This is a genomic window from Micromonospora sp. DSM 43699 (assembly GCF_055517075.1).
Map to the genome: position 1 here is coordinate 1 of NZ_JBTMMT010000054.1, position 16,120 is coordinate 16,120.

Consider the following 16,120-nt stretch of genomic DNA (forward strand, 5'->3'; position numbering starts at 1 on the left):
ACCTTGACCCCCACCCTGACCCCCACCTCCGCGTCCACCCCGCTCCCATCCGCCCGACCCTGACCCCGCCCCCACCCCACTTGCACCCTGACCCCCACCGGTCTGTGTCCGGCCTCAGCCCCCGCCCCCGGCCGACCACACTGTCGCTCTCCCCGCGCATGCCCCTCTCGACGGTGATCAAGAGCTTTACGTCAACCCGCCCGCCTACGCTGACGCAAACCTCTTGATCACCGGGACGAGTGGGGTGGATGCGGCGGTGATCAAGAGGTTTGCGTCAAAGATGATCGTTGTGGTGACGTAAAGTTCTTGATCAACTCGGGCGGGGCGGGGCGGGGCGGGGTGGGGGGTGGGGGGTTACCAGCTGGTGGGGAGGGGCATGCCTTCGGTGTAGCCGGCGGTGCTCTGGACGCCGACCAGGGCGCGCTCGTGGAACTCGTCAAGGGTGCGGGCACCGGCGTAGGTGCAGGCGCTGCGTACCCCGGAGATGATCTCGTCGATCAGGTCCTCGACACCGGGGCGAGCCGGGTCCAGGTACATCCGCGCGGTGGAGATGCCCTCTTCGAAGATCGCCTTGCGGGCCCGGTCGAAGGCGCTGTCCTCGGCGGTCCGCGCACTGACCGCCCGCGACGAGGCCATCCCGAAGCTCTCCTTGTAGCGTCGGCCGTCCGGCTCGGTGTAGAGGTCACCCGGCGACTCGTAGGTGCCGGCGAACCAGGAGCCCACCATCACGTTGGACGCCCCGGCGGCCAGCGCCAACGCCACGTCCCGCGGGTGTCGTACGCCGCCGTCGGCCCAGACGTGCCGGCCCAGCGCCCGGGCCGCCGCGGCGCAGTCCAGCACCGCCGAGAACTGCGGCCGACCGACGCCGGTCATCATCCGGGTGGTGCACATAGCGCCCGGTCCGACCCCGACCTTGACGATGTCCGCGCCCGCCTCGATCAGGTCGCGTACCCCGTCGGCGGTGACCACGTTGCCGGCCGCCACCGGCACCGGCGGGTCCAGCCTGCGGACCGCCCGCAGCGCGGAGATCATCCGCTGCTGGTGCCCGTGCGCGGTGTCCACCACCAGGGTGTCGACACCTGCCGCGAGCAGCGCCTCGGCCTTGCCGGTGACGTCGCCGTTGATGCCCACCGCCGCCGCGATCCGCAGCCGTCCCCGGTCGTCGACCGCCGGCTTGTAGAGGGTGGCGCGCAGCGCGCCCTGCCGGGTGAGCACGCCGACCAGGCGACCGTCGGCGTCCACCACCGGGGCCAGCCGACGCCGCCCCGCGTTGAGCCGTTCGAATCCGGTACGCGGGTCCGCGTCGGCCGGCACGGTGTGCAGCTCGGTGGACATCACGTGCTGGAGCTGGGCGAACCGGTCCACCTCGTGGGTGTCCGCCTCGGTGACCACACCCACCGGCCGACCGGCCTCGTCGACCACCACCACCGCGCCGTGCGACTTCTTGGGCAGCAGGTGGATGGCGTCGCCGACGGTGTCGGTCGGGCCCAGGGTGATCGGGGTGTCGTGCACCAGGTGCCGCTGCTTGACCCAGTCGACGACGGTGGCCACCACCTCGATCGGGATGTCCTGCGGGATCACCGCGATCGCGCCGCGCCGCGCCACCGTCTCGGCCATCCGCCGCCCGGCCACCGCGGTCATGTTCGCCACCACCAGGGGAATGGTGGTGCCGGTGCCGTCGGCGGTGGACAGGTCGACGTCGAGCCGCGAGCCCACCTCGGAGCGGGCCGGCGCCATGAAGACGTCGTTGTAGGTCAGGTCGTGCCCGGGAACCGCGCCATGAAGGAACCTCACCCGACCATCATTCCCGCTTCCGGCCCGTCCCGCCGCCGTCGGTGGCCCACACCACCCCGGGGGCCGCGAGGTGGTTCAGGCGATGGTGCAGATCGCCGCGCCGGCGGTGAGCACCGCGCCGACCTCGGCGGCGAGCCCGGCGATTGTGCCGGCCTTGTGGGCGTGCAGGGGCTGCTCCATCTTCATCGCCTCCAGGACGACGACCAGGTCACCCTCGGCGACGGTGTCCCCGTCCGCGACGGCGATCTTGACGATGGTGCCCTGCATAGGGGAGGTGAGCGCGTCGCCGCTGACCGCCGTACCCACGGTGGCGCCGCCGCCCCGGCGGGCCGGCTTGCGCGCGGCGGGCGCGGCGGTGGTCGTACCCCCGGCGAGGCCGGCGGGGAGGGTGACCTCCAGCCGCTTGCCACCCACCTCGACCACGACGGTCTCGCGCGGGGCCGGCGGATCGGCGGGGCCGGCGGTGGCGGCGAACGCCGGTACGGTGTTGTCGAACTCGGTCTCGATCCACCGGGTGTGCACGGCGAACGGTTCGGCGGTGAACGCCGCGTCCCGCACGACGAGGCGGTGGAACGGCAGCGCGGTGGCCATCCCCTCGACGACCATCTCGTCGAGCACCCGGCGGGCCCGCTCGATCGCCTCCGCGCGGGTCTCGCCGGTGACGATCACCTTGGCCAGCAGCGAGTCGAAGTTGCCGCCGATCACGTCACCGGCGGAGACCCCGGTGTCGACCCGTACGCCGGGACCGGTGGGCAGGCGAAGCGCGGTGATGGTGCCGGGGGCGGGGAGGAAGTTGCGGCCCGGGTCCTCGCCGTTGATCCGGAACTCGATGGCGTGCCCGCGCGGGGTCGGGTCCTCGGTGAACCGCAGCTTCTCGCCGTCGGCGATCCGGAACTGCTCACGGACCAGGTCGACGCCGGCGGTCTCCTCGGTGACCGGGTGCTCCACCTGGAGCCGGGTGTTCACCTCCAGGAAGGAGATGGTGCCGTCCATGCCGACCAGGTATTCCACCGTGCCGGCCCCGTGGTAGCCGGCCTCCCGGCAGATCGCCTTGGCGCTGTCGTGGATCTGGGCGCGCTGCGCGGCGGTGAGGAACGGCGCGGGGGCCTCCTCGACCAGCTTCTGGTGCCGGCGCTGGAGCGAGCAGTCCCGGGTGCCGACCACGATCACGTTGCCGTGCTGGTCGGCCAGGACCTGCGCCTCGACGTGCCGGGGCTGGTCCAGGTAACGCTCGACGAAGCACTCGCCCCGGCCGAACGCGGCGACCGCCTCCCGGGTGGCCGACTCGAACAGGTGCGGGATCTCCTCCAGGGTGCGGGCCACCTTGAGGCCACGCCCGCCACCGCCGAAGGCGGCCTTGATGGCGACCGGGAGACCGTGGGCGACGGCGAAGGCGATCACCTCGTCGGCGTCGGCGACCGGGTCGGAGGTGCCCGGCACCAGGGGTGCGCCGGCCCGCTGGGCGAGGTGCCGGGCGGTCACCTTGTCGCCGAGGTCGCGGATCGCCTGCGGGGTGGGGCCGATCCAGGTCAGCCGGGCGTCGATGACCGCCTGGGCGAAGTCGGCGTTCTCGGAGAGGAAGCCGTAGCCGGGGTGCACGGCGTCCGCGCCGGACTGCCGGGCCACCTCGATCAGCTTGTCGATGCGCAGGTAGCTGTCGGCGGCGGTGTCGCCACCCAGGGCGTACGCCTCGTCGGCGAGGGTGGTGTGCAGGGCGTCCCGGTCGGAGTCCGCGTAGACGGCGACGCTGCCCAGACCGGCGTCGCGGCAGGCCCGGATGACGCGGACGGCGATCTCGCCACGGTTGGCGATGAGAACCTTGCGCACCTGGTGCTCCTCCCGGGGGTCGTCTGCTCGGGAGTGTATCGGCCGGCCCGGAGCACCCCTAACGATCACTCAGTGTGGGATGTCGCACTGCCTGCGCCGGGGGGCTAGTCAAACTTGGTTATTACGCTTGTACGGTGTCTGCGACTCGGATGATGATCCTGGGGCTGGTCCGGTGGATGCAGCCCGTGCACGGCTACGACGTGCGCCGCGAGCTGTTGAGCTGGAGCGCCGACAAGTGGGCGAACGTGCAGCCCGGTTCGATCTACCACGCGCTGCGCAAGCTGACCGAGGAGGGACTGTTGCGTACGGTCGCCACCGAGCAGGTCGGCGCGCGTCCGGCGCGCACCACCTACGAGGTGACGCCGAAGGGGGACGAGGAGTTCGAGACCCTGCTGCGGGCGCAGTGGTGGCAACTGCAGGAGGCACCCGACCCGTTCGTGGCGGCCTTCTCGTTCCTGCCGGCGATGCCCCGCGAGGAGGCGGCGGCGGCGCTGCGCAACCGGGCGAACCTGCTGCGCGCCGGTGTCGAGTCGATGCGCGCCTCGTTGGATTCGGACTGGGTGCGTCGGAGCAAGCCGGTGCACGTGACCTGGATGTTCGAGTTGTGGCTGGCCCGGGCCGAGGCGGAGGTGGCGTGGTGCGGGCGGATCGCCGAGCGGATCGACTCGGGAGTGTCGTACCTGCCTGCTGGGGTGACCGGGACGGAGGGCTGGCCGGGTTGGACGGACGGCGGTCCGTCACCCGGCCAGGAAAAGCAATAATCAACGTTGACCATAGAAGCTATATCGCGTTAGCCTGCTCCCGGCCCGATGGTGGGGAGCGCGTCGAACGACGCCTCGGGGGCAGAGGGTGGCCGGCACGACCCGGCCCGGACGACCAGGAGCAGAGATGATCGAGACCAGGGGGCTGCGGAAGTCGTTCCGCTCCCGGCAGGGTCGGGAGACAAAAACGGTCGACGCGGTACGGGGGGTGGACCTCCAGGTCCCGGCGGGGGAGATCTTCGGCTTCCTCGGCCCCAACGGCGCCGGCAAGACCACCACGCTGCGGATGCTCGCCACGTTGATCGAACCCGACGGCGGCGAGGCCGTCATCGCCGGTGCCGACCTGCGCAAGGACCCGGCCGAGGTGCGCCGCCGGATCGGCTACGTCGCCCAGGGCGGCAGCACCTGGGACGAGTGCACGGCCCGTGAGGAGCTCGTCCTGCACGCCCGGATGTACGGCATCGGCAAGGCCGACGCGCACCGCCGCGCCGTCCGCGCCCTGGAGGCCTTCCAGCTCACCGAGTACGCCGACCGCAAGTGCAAGACCTACTCGGGCGGCCAGCGACGGCGGGTGGAGATCGCCCTCGGCATCATCCACGAGCCGAAGATCGTCTTCCTGGACGAGCCGACCACCGGCCTCGACCCGCAGAGCCGCGCGCACATGTGGGACGAGATCCGCCGGCTGCGTACCGAGGGGATGACCGTCTTCATCACCACCCACTACCTCGACGAGGCCGACGCGCTCTGCGACCGGATCGCGATCATGGACCACGGCGAGGTGGTCGCCGAGGGCACCCCGGCCGCGCTGAAGCGGGAGATCTCCGGCGACGTGGTGCTCGTCGGCCTGGACGTGGCGAGCACCCCGCAGGCCGCCCAACTCCTCGACGGCGAGGAATACCTCAACAAGCTGGAGACCGTCGACGAGGGCGGGCTGCGCCTCTATGTCGACGAGGGCACCACCGCCATCCCGCAGATCCTGCGCCGGCTCGACCACGCCGGGCTGACCATGAGCTCGATCGAGCTGCACCGCCCCAGCCTCGACGACGTCTTCCTCACCAAGACCGGCCGCTCGCTGCGCGAGTCCTGAGACCCCGGAGACCACGCATGAAACTCGCCCGCGACACCTGGCTGATCTTCCAACGCCAACTCCAACTGCTGCTGCGCAACCCGGTCTGGGTCTTCGTCGGCGTCTTCCAGCCGGTGATGTACCTGCTGCTCTTCGCCCCGTTGCTCAAGCCGGCCCTGAACGCGCCCACCCAGGCCGCCGCCTACAAGATCTTCGTACCCGGTCTGCTGGTGCTGCTCGCCATCTTCGGCGGGCTGTTCCAGGGCTTCGGCCTGATCGCCGAGCTGCGCGCCGGGGTCATCGAGCGGTCCCGGGTCACCCCGATCAGCCGGCTCGCCCTGCTGCTCGGCCGCTCCCTGCGCGACGTCGTCTCGCTGCTCGTGCAGGCGGTGATCATCACCCTGCTGGCGCTCCTGTTCGACCTGCGCGTCTTCATCGGCGACCTGCTGCTGGCATACCTGCTGCTGGCGCTGATCGCGTTGATGACCTCGGCCGTCTCGTACGGCGTCGCGCTCAAGGTCAAGAGCGAGGACGCGCTCGCCCCGCTGATGAACACGTTGGCCCAGCCGGTGCTGCTGCTCTCCGGCATCCTGCTCCCGCTGACCTTCGCCCCGGGCTGGCTCCAGGGCGTCGCCGAGTGGAACCCGTTCTCCTGGGCGGTCGACGGCACCCGGGCGCTGTTCGCCGGCGACCTCGGCAACGACAAGGTGTGGCAGGGGCTGGCCATCATCGCGGTGCTCGCCGCCGCCGGAGTCTTCTGGGCGGCCCGGCAGTTCGCCCGCAGCGTCCGCTGACGAGAGCCCGGCTCACCCGATCTCGACCTGGCCCGTGCGCCCTTGACCGCCTCAATGTCGCCGATACAGCGGTGTCGACGTGCGCTCGACACCGCTGTATCGGCCCAGGGGAGTTGATCTCGGCAGGCGACCCCCGGCCGAGCGGTCAGTGCACCCGGGCGAGGGTGACACCGTCGGCGAGGGGGAGCATCACCGCGTCGACGCGGACGTCGGCCAGCACCTCGTCGTTGAAGGCGGCGATCGCCCGGTCGGCGGCGTCACGTGGGGCGAGCACCCGGCCGCCGCGCAGGGTGTTGTCGACTGCGATGACCGCGCCGGGCCGCATCCGGGGCACCAACTCCGCCCAGTACACCGGGTAGCCGGTCTTGTCGGCGTCGATGAAGGCGAAGTCCAGGTGCCGTTCGTACGGCAGCTCCCGCAGCCGCTCGGCAGCCGGGCCGATCCGCAACTCGACCCGGTCGGCCACCCCCGCGCGCTGCCAGTACGACCGGGCGATGCCGGTGTACTCCTCCGAGATGTCGAAGCAGGTCAACTTGCCGTCCTCGGGCAGCCCACGGGCGATCGCCAGGGAGGACAGCCCGGTGAACGTACCCACCTCGACGGCCTGCCGCACCCCCAGCAACCGGGTCAGGAAGGTGAGGAACGCCGCCTGCTCCGGTGCCACCTGCATCTCGGAGTGCTCCGGCAGCACCGCACGGGTCTCCGCCGCCAGGTCACGGATGAACTCGTCCGGCGGAGAACCGTGGGCGACGAGGTAGGCGTGTAGCTCCGGCGTCAGCGGCAACGACTTCGAGGTCATGACCGGACGTTAGCCCAGCGACTCGACCTCCTGGGCACCCGGCGCGACCTTCGTCCACAGGTCCGTGATGCTCAGCTCCAGATCGCGCAGCAGCCGGCGGAGCAGCGGCAACGACAACCCGACCACCGTCCCCGGGTCACCCTCGATCCCGTCGAGGAACGCCCCACCCAGCCCGTCGATGGTGAACGCCCCGGCCACCGCCAACGGCTCACCCGTGGCCACGTACGCCGCGATCTCCTCGTCGGTGACGTCGGCGAAGCGTACGACGGTCGAGGCCACCGCCTCCGCGCGGGACTCGTGCACCACGTCGACCAGGCAGTGCCCGGTGTGCAGCACCCCGCTGCGCCCGCGCATCCGACCCCACCGCCGGGTCGCGTCGGCCGCGTCCGTCGGCTTGCCCAGGATCTCACCGTCGAACGCGAGCACCGAGTCGCAACCCAGCACCAGCGTCCGCTCGTCCGGCGTGGGGCGCAGCCGGTCGGACACGGCCTGCGCCTTCATCCGGGCCAGTTCCAGGCAGAGATCCTCGGCCCGGTCCGCGATCACCTGGGACTCGTCCACCCCGCTCACCAGGACGTCAGGTTCGATCCCGGCGGCCTGGAGCAACTTGCGGCGGGCGGGACTCTGCGAGGCGAGCACGAGGCGGAGCGGTAGGGAGTTCGACACGGGGCCGACGCTACCGGCTGATCCGCGGGGGCGGGTCGTCGGCACGTCGACGTCGACGCCACACCAGGAATCCGCACCCGGCGGCCACGATCACCCCCAGCGTGGCCCACCCTCGTACGGTGGCACCGCTGTCGCTGTTCCCGCCGGCCGGCTGCGCGGCTGCGCTCGTCGCCCCGGTGTTCGGCGCGGTGGCCGTGGCGCTTTCGAAGCCGAGGGGTGGAACGTCGGCGGTGAGGGCGGCCACCAGATCGATGACGCCGTAGCCGTACTCGTCGTCCCGACCGGGCGGGCCCTTGTCGACGGCGGTGGCCGTGAGTCGGTGTACGACCTCTGAAGCGGGGAGGTAGGGGTACTTCGACCGGACCAAGGCCGCCGCACCAGCCACAATCGCAGTGGCGTCAGACGTACCGGTGCCCTTGCGGTACTTACCGTTGATGCTGGTGCTGTAGATGTCAACCGCAGGCGCGACAACATCAACCTCCGGCCCACTCACAGAAATAGGCGCGTGTTCCCCCTTTCTGTCTACTCCGCCTACGGCGACCACTCCATGAACAGAAGCGGGATAACCTACCCTTGTATCGTCGGGAAGATTGCCGGCGGCAGCTACAATGACAATATTCGAGGCAAGGGCGCGAGCGATCATCTGATCTAGGTATGCATTCTTGTCGCCGACGCTGGAGATGCTTATCACATTCGCGTTGCGCTCGATTGCAAATTTTATCCCTTCGGCTAGGGCGTCCGGGGTTACATTCCCATCAGGCGGCGAGGAAAGAACCGGAAGAATCTGCGCTTTTGGCGCAATCCCGAGCGCTCCCGTACCGCCTTGATGGCCATGCGCCGCGATCAATCCTGCCATTCCAGTGCCGTGGCTATCGCGGTCGCCGTGACCGTCTCCGACTCCTCCCGGAATTGTATCAGTTCCTGCAAGTAGGTTGCCTTGTAGGTCTGGATGGGGTGCTACGCCAGTGTCTAGCACGGCGACCAGTGACCCATTTCCTTGGTTAATGCGATGCGCTTTATTGGCTTTCAAAAATTCCAAGTGCCATTGATCACCGCGTATCAGATCTTGGCTCTTAGGTGCTGCAACGGCAGGTGCCGCTATTGCAAGTATGCAGATTATCTGCGTTACCGCGAGGTGGCGCAGAAAGCCAGATGCGTCGCCGATGCTCACCGGTTGAAACCAATGGCGGGGCCTGGGTCGATCGGCCCTTCCTCTTCTGGGGGATGAACCACCGGTGGTACCCCCTTGTCGGTTGCCCAGGGATGGTCGGGATCCCAATGGCGCGTTGAACTGCTGTCCGGTAAATCACTTTCTGTCGAAGAATTGGGAAATCTGCCCGTCTTATTACTTCCGCCTACAGGTGGGAAGCCGCCGAGTGTTCCGAGTTGGCTTCCCCTCCCGCCGCCAGGCCTCGTTCCGGCACCTCCCGTAGGGGCAAGTCCGGCGCCGCCACCTCCGATCACCCCGCCGACTGGATTAACACGTCGTGGAGCGCCATTGTTTACCGGCTGGCCGATTCCCATTCCGTGCGTGCCGCCAATTATGCTGCTGGAGGGTGTAGCTCTCGGTGGAGTGTTCGCATGGGGGGTGGCGTTTTTGTCAATAGCAGAAGATCGGCTCAAAGGGTTGTGGCGTCCCTGCGTTGTGCTATCTCCATTAATCGGCCCCGTTTGTCCCGCTGTAAATATCGGTGGCAGGCCAGAGCCTGGCTGAGGTTGGGATGCCCCTAATTGGAGTCCCCGATTCGCTCCCTGAGTTGGGGTCGGCGGGGGTGATTTAACGATGCCTCCGAGCGTGGGTCCGCCGATCGGAGATGATGGGACGAAGGCTGGTTTTGCGGTTTTCGACCGTTTAACTCCCAAGGGTATTGCTGTCGACAAATCAATTGGAATGGGAGTGACTGGAGGAATTATTGGCATTGAGGTCGAATTGCCATAAGCATCCGCAGTTCCCAGGTCGCGAGTGGGTCGCACGGGAGGGGGTTTCTGGAGCATTACTTGGGCTTGTTGGAGTTCTCCACTTAGCCCGAACATGATCCCGCGCGCCTGCACATTCAACTTCTCCAGGTCCGCGTCGGTCACCGGCGGGTCGACCACCCGGCTGCCCGCTGCCGCCTTGAGGTCGGCGAGCGTCGCCTCGTACCCTCGCTTCCGGCTGAGCTTCGTGGCGTAGTCGTCGCGCAGCCGCTTGATCTCCGGTCTGGCGCTGTCGATGGCGCGGGCGGCGGCGGCGAGGGCGTCGTGGTTGGCGGCGGCTGTGTCGTGGGTGTGTTGCACCTTGCTGATCAGCTCGTCCAGCTCGCCGAGGTACGTCCGGGCGGCGGCATTGGTCGCGGGCGGCCACGCCTCGGCTAGGCCACTGCGGTACTGCCGTAGTCGCCGCAGGTGGGCCTGGGCGAGGTCGCAGACCTTGCGCCACCCGGTGACGTGCTTCCAGTGCCCCTGGGTCTCCTGGTCCTGGAGGCAGGCCCACATGCTGAGCACGTCCATCAGTTGCCAGTCGGTGAGGCCGGACGTGCGGCCGCTGCCCCGTTCGATCACGGCAGCACCACCGGACCCGGATTCTCTGGGCTGTTGGGCTCGGGCGCCGTCCACGAGGAACGGCCGGCGAGGGTGGACGGGGTGGCGTACGCGCCGTGCAACGCGCGTTCGACGTCGGTCACCCGGGCCTTGGCGAAGGCGTCGGCGCCCTGGTAGTCGGTGGCGATCCGGTTGGCGGCGGCGGCCAGCCGCCCGGTGGCCCCGGCCAGGCCGTGCACCAGGTCGGAGGTAGCCTGCTGGGTCTCCCAGTGCGCCTGGAGGAAGTGCACCAGCTCGATGAACGCGTCGCACGGGTTGGGCACGGCGGCGGTCATGTCGTCGGCGATGTAGCGCAGGTGCGGGGTGTAGTTCCGTTCGACCTCGGTCTGGAGTTGGTCGGCGAACTCCCGCATCTGTCGGATGTCGGCCTCGATGCCGCCGTAGTCACCCAGCCAGGAAGCTGGACGGCCCTCCTCAGGAATCACTGGTCCTCCCGACTGTCACGACACCGTTTCCCAGAGTGAGATTAGTGGGTGCGCGGCGATCCCGGCAGCCCCGACCGGCAGCCCCGACGTCCGGCAGAGCAGGCCGTCAGCGGGGCAGGCCGGAGGCGCGCCAGGCACCGCGACCGGTCACCGGGGCGACGCCGACCGGACGGGCGCTGCAGGCCCACTCGGACCTCGTCACCGGCCCGGGTGTGCCGGCGGGCCGGGAACGGAGCGCGATCGCGCCCACCAGTGCGGCAAGTTCCTCGACGGTCGGGATCCCCCGGACGATCCGGAACAGCGGCTCTTCGGCAGACATGACGCCAGGGTACGCGTCGACAAGTTGACCCACGTCGCACAGTGGCGTGCCGGCGGTGTGCGCGTCGGCGGGGCCGGGTACCGTCTCACCGATGTCTGATGTGCCTTCCCAACTCGTCGCTGACCGGTACCGGCTGCTCTCGCCGCTCGGTCAGGGTGGCATGGGCCGGGTCTGGAAGGCGCGCGACGAGGTCCTGCACCGGGACGTCGCCATCAAGGAACTCGTCCCGCCGCCCAGTCTGACCGACGACGAGCGCCGCGAGATGCGCGAGCGGTCGCTGCGTGAGGCGCGGGCCATCGCCCGGCTCAACCACGTCAACGTGGTCCGCATCTTCGACGTGCTGCGCACCGACGGCGACCCGTGGATCGTCATGGAGTACGTCGCGTCGAAGTCGTTGCAGGACACCCTCGCCGAGGACGGGCCGGTGCCGCCGGCCCGCGCGGTGGAGATCGGCCTGGGCGTGCTGGGCGCGCTGAAGTCCGCCCACAAGGCGGGTGTGATGCACCGGGACGTCAAGCCGGGCAACGTGCTGCTCGGCACCGACGGGCGGGTGGTGCTGACCGATTTCGGACTGGCCACCATCCCCGGCGACCCGAACGTCACCCGGACGGGCATGGTGCTCGGTTCGCCCGCGTACATCGCGCCGGAGCGGGCCCGGGACGGCACCGCCGGTCCGGAGGCGGACCTCTGGTCGCTGGGGGCGACGCTCTACGCCGCGGTGGAGGGCAAGTCGCCGTACGCCCGGCCGTCGGCGATCGGCACGCTGGCCGCGCTGGCCACCGAACCGCTGCCGCCGGCCAGGAACGCCGGCCCGCTGAAGCCGGTGCTGACCGGCCTGCTCCGCAAGGACCCGGCCGAGCGGATCACCGCCGAGGTCGCGGAGCGCATGCTGCGTCGGGCCGCTGGCAAGCGCGCCAGGGGCATCTCACTGCTCGACGGGGTACGCCGACCCGGGCCTAACGGTCCGCGGGAGCCACGCGCACCGGTGGTGCCGGCACCCCGCCCGGCGGGTGGGACCCCGCCGTACCGGGCCGCTGCGGCGGGCACCGCCGCCGCAGCCGGCACCGCCGCCGCGAACGCCACATCAGACGGTGCTGCCGCCAAGGCCACGTCCGGCAGCAGCGCCGCGAAGGCCGCGAACGACAGTGGCGCGGCGGCGTCCCAGGCGGCGGAGGAGACCACCGTCACCGGGTCGCCGGTTGCCGGGTCGACGGCCAGTGGGGACGCCACCGCGAAGGTGCCGGCGGGTGTGGACGCCGGACCCACCACGAAGGTCACCCCGCCGGCCGATGCCGATGCCGCACCTGCCAGCACGGTGGACCCGCCGGCCGACGCGCCCACCAGCGTCGTACCGTCGACTGCTGCCGACACCGGGCCGACCAGCAAGGTCGCCGCGCCGGCCGACGCCGGTGCCGGGCCGACCAGCAAGGTTGTCGGGCCGACCAGCAAGGTCACCCCGGCGGCCGGTGCCGGCCGGGTCGTCCCACCCCCGCCGGGCAACCCCACCGCCGTGCTGGACGCGCCGGTCAGTCCGCCCGCCGGCCCCGCCGGCCGGGCGTCCGTCCCGGTGTACGACGGGACGCCACCGGACCACAAGCGGCGCAACCTGCTGATCGGTGCGCTGGTGGCGGTGCTGCTGGTGGGGCTGGCGCTCGTCGTCCCGCTGCTGACCCGCTCCGACGACCCGGGGGACGGCACCCCGCAGGCCGACCCGACAAGTGCCGCGACCTCCTCCGCCGCCCCGACGTCGGCTCCGGCGGCCCCGCCACCGACAAGCGCCGCGCCCAGCCCGACCCCGTCGGCCACCCCCTCCGCCGATCCGAACGCGCTGCCGGAGGGCTGGGAGATGTACAAGGGGCCGACGTTCAGCGTGCCGGTGCCGAAGGGCTGGCGACGCAGCGTCCGCTCCGACTCGGTGGTCATCACCGAGCCGGGCGGGGTGCGGGAGCTGTTCATCCAGTGGACGTCCAGCCCGCTCAAGGACGCGGTCGCCGACTGGAAGAGCAAGGAATCGGCCCGGAAGAACTACGTCAAGAACTACCAGTACATCGACATCAAGGCGTGCGGCGGCTATCGCACCTGCGCCGACTGGGACTGGTACGAGACCCGGGACAACACCCGGCTCCGGGTGCGCAACAGGGGTTTCGTCACCGCCACGAACCGGGGTTACGGGATGCGCTGGGAGGTGGCGGAGAAGGACTGGAACGCCAACCTCGACAACTTCGCCCTGATCACCAGCCGGTTCGTGCCGGACCGGAAGAACTGATCCGGGGATTCCCGTCCGGGGTGAAATCGTTTCGCATGACCTTGCGTCGTTCGGGGTACCTGTCCTGGGACGACGGAAGGAGGTACCGAGATGAGTTACCGACGCAGGGACGCCCGGCCCCGACTGGCACTGTGGATGCTCGTCGCCCTCGGCGATGTCGTCCTGTTGCTGCTGAGCGCCGGGGTGGCCCCGTTGACCGCGCTGGTCTCGCTGGTCGTCGTGACGGTCGCCGCCGCCGGTGTCGCCGCCTGGCGGCTGAGCCGGCGGGCCGCGCTGACCGGTACGGACGCCGTGAGCGTGCCGTTGACCACCCGCAGGAGCGCCTGAGTCGGCAGACCGACACGTCGGCACCACCACGACGGCGGCAGCCGGACCAGTCATCGACCGTACGGTGATGACCGATCCCGCTGCCGCCGACCGGTGTGCCGCGTCGATCAGGTGTTGTTCGCCAGCGCGACCAGCCGGGAGCGGTCACCGTTCCAGTAGTTGCGGTCGACGTTCCCGCTGATCCCGGAGACGCTGCCGGTGCTGGTGTACTGCCAGAAGCTCCAGACCGGGGCACCGGCGGGCAGGGTGCCCGCCGAACTCGCCCAACGGGCCAGCCAGAGCGGGTGGTTGGCCCACGGGCCGGTCCAGCTGCCGGTGCACTGGTTCCACCAGCTGGTGGTGGTGTAGATGACCGCGTACCGGCCGGTGCGGGAGCGGTAGGTGTTGAGGAAGTCCTGGATCCAGTTGCGCATCCCGGTGGTGGACAGCCCGTAGCAGGTGCCGCCGCTGTACGGGTTGGCCTCGATGTCCAGTGCGGCCGGCAGGGTACGGCTGTCCGCCGACCAGGCCCCGCCGTTGCTGACCAGGTAGCCGGCCTGGGTGGCGCCTGAGGAGACGTTCGGCCGGGCGAAGTGGTACGCCCCGCGGATCACCCCGGCGTTGTAGGCATTGACGTAGTTGGCGTTGAAGTTCGGATCCTTGTAGGTCGTACCCTCGGTGGCCTTGATGAAGGCGAACTCGATGCCGGCGTTGCGGACGCTGGTCCAGTTGATGGTGCCCTGGTAGCGGGAGACGTCGACGCCGGCGGTGGTGGCGGCGGCCGCGGGCGCGGCCGTGGCGACGAGGGCCGCGGCCGCGGTGGCGGCGACGGTGAGACCGGCGGCGAACAGCCGGCGCAACGAGAATCTGGTACGGGTCATGGATTCCTCCAGGGACGCCAATCGATTGACGCCAATCCTTGGAGATTCCTGCCCTTGATCGCAAGAGGGCTTAAGGAAACTTTCATCGACAAGGGTCGAATGCGACGCGGGTGATCCGAACCGGTCAGGGCAGGCCAGAGGCGGTGTCAGCCGGTGGGCCGGGTCGGATCAGCGCAGCGCGGCCGGGTCGAGCTGCCAGCGGAACGGCTCGGTGAGGCTCAGCGTCTCACCGGCCTTCGCCACCTGGTCCTCCATGTAGTGCGTGCCGTCGAGCCGGTGCAGCCGCAGCGAGTACGCGTCACCGTCCTGCTCGACCAGCAGGTACCACGGGATGCGGGCGATCGCGTAGAGCTGCATCTTGACCAGGCGGTCGGCGGCGGCGTTGCCCGGCGAGACGATCTCGCAGACCAGAGCGACCTCGCCGGCCTCGACCACCGTGCCCTCGTCGTCGGTGTCGGCGACCACCACGTCGGGAATCACGATCCGGTCCACCCCCAGCCGGAGGTTCACCGCCTCGAACACCAGCAGTCGACCCGCTGCGGCCTCGACGCTGTTGGCCAGCAGGCGAGACACCCGCTGGTGCCGCTTGCTCGGGGCAGGGCTCACGATCAGGCTCCCGTCGAGCAGTTCGATCCGGTGGGGGGTGTCGCCCATGGCGAGGTAGTCGGCCTCGGTCCAGAGGCCGACGTGGTGTTCCAGGGGAGCCGCGCTCACTGGCCCTCACCTCCCGCTCCGCTCGCCGTCCGGTCAGTCTCACACGATACGAGGCGACGACCGGCGAGCGACGCGATCCGGCCGGGTAGGCTCCCCGGCCATGGTGTCGATCGACGGGCTGGGCGACCTCTGGGACCGGCTGTTCAGCGCCCAACCCGACCCGCCGCCCCTGCTGGTGCTGCTCACCGCGCTGGCCGCGCTGGTGGTCGTCGCCGTCCGGTCGTCCTGGCGGATCGCCCGCAACGCGGTGACCATCGCGCACGAGGGCGGCCATGCCCTGGCGGCGCTGCTCACCGGGCGGCGGCTGCACGGCATCCGGCTGCACTCGGACACCTCCGGGCTCACCCTCAGCGCCGGCCGCCCCACCGGCCCCGGCATGATCCTCACCCTGCTCGCCGGGTACGTCGCGCCGTCGCTGGTCGGGCTCGGCGGCGCCTGGCTGCTCGGCGGTAACCGGATCACCCTGCTGCTCTGGGTCGCGGTGGCCCTGCTGCTGGCCATGCTGCTGCTGGTCCGCAACGTCTTCGGGGTGCTCTCCCTGCTGGTCACCGGCGGTGTGGTGCTCGTCGTCTCCTGGTACGCCACCCCGCAGGTGCAGGCCGTGTTCGCCTGGACGTCGGTCTGGTTCCTGCTGTTCGGCGGGGTCCGGCCGGTCTTCGAGTTGCAACGACTGCGCAGCCGGGGCCGGATGCCCGAATCCGACGCCGACCAGTTGGCCCGGCTGACGCCCTTCCCGGCATTGCTCTGGGTGGTCGTCTTCGGGCTGGTCAACCTGCTGGCCCTCGCCGTCGGCGCGGTGCTGCTGGCCGGCCCCCTGCTCACCGAGGCCGGCATCCCGCTCTGAAGCCGCCCGCCCGGGCCACTCCACGGCGACCGCACCACCAGCGGCATCCCGCGCCGGGCCGCCGGCAGCACCGGCGGA

At 70.2% G+C, this 16,120-nt stretch carries 15 protein-coding genes; 6 read left to right on the forward strand and 9 right to left on the reverse strand.

Annotated elements, in window-relative coordinates:
• Positions 1-354: 354 nt before the first annotated feature.
• Positions 355-1,794, reverse strand: coding sequence for a GuaB1 family IMP dehydrogenase-related protein (locus AC0AIB_RS22805; RefSeq protein WP_328340182.1), 1,440 nt, complete (start codon positions 1,792-1,794; stop codon positions 355-357).
• A gap of 75 nt (positions 1,795-1,869) precedes the next feature.
• Entirely contained in the window at positions 1,870-3,621 is a 1,752-nt protein-coding gene (locus tag AC0AIB_RS22810; RefSeq protein ID WP_328340180.1) for an acetyl/propionyl/methylcrotonyl-CoA carboxylase subunit alpha, read from the reverse strand.
• A 149-nt stretch (positions 3,622-3,770) separates the two neighbouring features.
• Here AC0AIB_RS22810 and AC0AIB_RS22815 point away from each other — a divergent pair, with 149 nt between their 5' ends.
• The 3 genes from AC0AIB_RS22815 (at position 3,771) to AC0AIB_RS22825 (ending at position 6,242) form a co-directional block, all read left to right on the forward strand.
• Positions 3,771-4,382 carry a PadR family transcriptional regulator gene (locus AC0AIB_RS22815; protein ID WP_465097462.1) on the forward strand — a complete coding sequence of 204 codons (612 nt, stop codon included), beginning with the start codon at positions 3,771-3,773 and terminating at the stop codon, positions 4,380-4,382.
• A gap of 127 nt (positions 4,383-4,509) precedes the next feature.
• A complete protein-coding gene (locus AC0AIB_RS22820) occupies positions 4,510-5,469 on the forward strand; it encodes an ATP-binding cassette domain-containing protein (RefSeq protein ID WP_328340178.1) in 960 nt (319 codons plus the stop codon).
• Between the two features lie 17 nt (positions 5,470-5,486).
• A complete protein-coding gene (locus tag AC0AIB_RS22825) occupies positions 5,487-6,242 on the forward strand; it encodes an ABC transporter permease (protein ID WP_328340176.1) in 756 nt (251 codons plus the stop codon).
• Positions 6,243-6,387: 145 nt separating this feature from the next.
• On the opposite strand, the gene AC0AIB_RS22830 is transcribed toward AC0AIB_RS22825, so the two are convergent.
• The 5 genes from AC0AIB_RS22830 to AC0AIB_RS22850 all read right to left on the reverse strand — a co-directional run bounded on the left by AC0AIB_RS22830 (position 6,388) and on the right by AC0AIB_RS22850 (position 11,031).
• Positions 6,388-7,041 (reverse strand): O-methyltransferase, encoded by a 654-nt coding sequence (locus AC0AIB_RS22830; protein ID WP_465097453.1) that lies wholly within the window; start codon positions 7,039-7,041, stop codon positions 6,388-6,390.
• 9 nt (positions 7,042-7,050) lie between these two features.
• Positions 7,051-7,707: a Maf family protein gene (locus tag AC0AIB_RS22835; RefSeq protein WP_328340172.1), complete on the reverse strand. Its 657-nt coding sequence runs from the start codon at positions 7,705-7,707 to the stop codon at positions 7,051-7,053.
• Positions 7,708-7,717: 10 nt separating this feature from the next.
• Positions 7,718-8,872, reverse strand: a complete 1,155-nt coding sequence (mycP, locus tag AC0AIB_RS22840; RefSeq protein ID WP_465097463.1) for a type VII secretion-associated serine protease mycosin — start codon at positions 8,870-8,872, stop codon at positions 7,718-7,720.
• Between the two features lie 1,372 nt (positions 8,873-10,244).
• On the reverse strand, positions 10,245-10,712 hold the full coding sequence (locus tag AC0AIB_RS22845) for a hypothetical protein (protein ID WP_328340168.1): 468 nt from the start codon (positions 10,710-10,712) through the stop codon (positions 10,245-10,247).
• 106 nt (positions 10,713-10,818) lie between these two features.
• Positions 10,819-11,031, reverse strand: coding sequence for an acyl-CoA carboxylase subunit epsilon (locus tag AC0AIB_RS22850; protein WP_328340166.1), 213 nt, complete (start codon positions 11,029-11,031; stop codon positions 10,819-10,821).
• A gap of 91 nt (positions 11,032-11,122) precedes the next feature.
• Here AC0AIB_RS22850 and AC0AIB_RS22855 point away from each other — a divergent pair, with 91 nt between their 5' ends.
• Complete coding sequence (locus AC0AIB_RS22855; RefSeq protein WP_465097454.1) at positions 11,123-13,297, forward strand: protein kinase domain-containing protein; 2,175 nt, start codon at positions 11,123-11,125, stop codon at positions 13,295-13,297.
• Between the two features lie 90 nt (positions 13,298-13,387).
• On the forward strand, positions 13,388-13,624 hold the full coding sequence (locus AC0AIB_RS22860) for a hypothetical protein (RefSeq protein WP_465097455.1): 237 nt from the start codon (positions 13,388-13,390) through the stop codon (positions 13,622-13,624).
• Between the two features lie 107 nt (positions 13,625-13,731).
• Here the strand turns inward: AC0AIB_RS22860 and AC0AIB_RS22865 are convergent, their stop codons facing one another.
• Both AC0AIB_RS22865 and AC0AIB_RS22870 read right to left on the reverse strand, forming a co-directional pair.
• Complete coding sequence (locus AC0AIB_RS22865) at positions 13,732-14,484, reverse strand: GH25 family lysozyme (protein WP_328340161.1); 753 nt, start codon at positions 14,482-14,484, stop codon at positions 13,732-13,734.
• A 168-nt stretch (positions 14,485-14,652) separates the two neighbouring features.
• Positions 14,653-15,198: a Uma2 family endonuclease gene (locus AC0AIB_RS22870; RefSeq protein ID WP_328340159.1), complete on the reverse strand. Its 546-nt coding sequence runs from the start codon at positions 15,196-15,198 to the stop codon at positions 14,653-14,655.
• A gap of 100 nt (positions 15,199-15,298) precedes the next feature.
• On the opposite strand from AC0AIB_RS22870, the gene AC0AIB_RS22875 reads away from it, so the two are divergent.
• Positions 15,299-16,042, forward strand: coding sequence for a M50 family metallopeptidase (locus tag AC0AIB_RS22875; RefSeq protein WP_328340156.1), 744 nt, complete (start codon positions 15,299-15,301; stop codon positions 16,040-16,042).
• Positions 16,043-16,120: the final 78 nt, after the last annotated feature.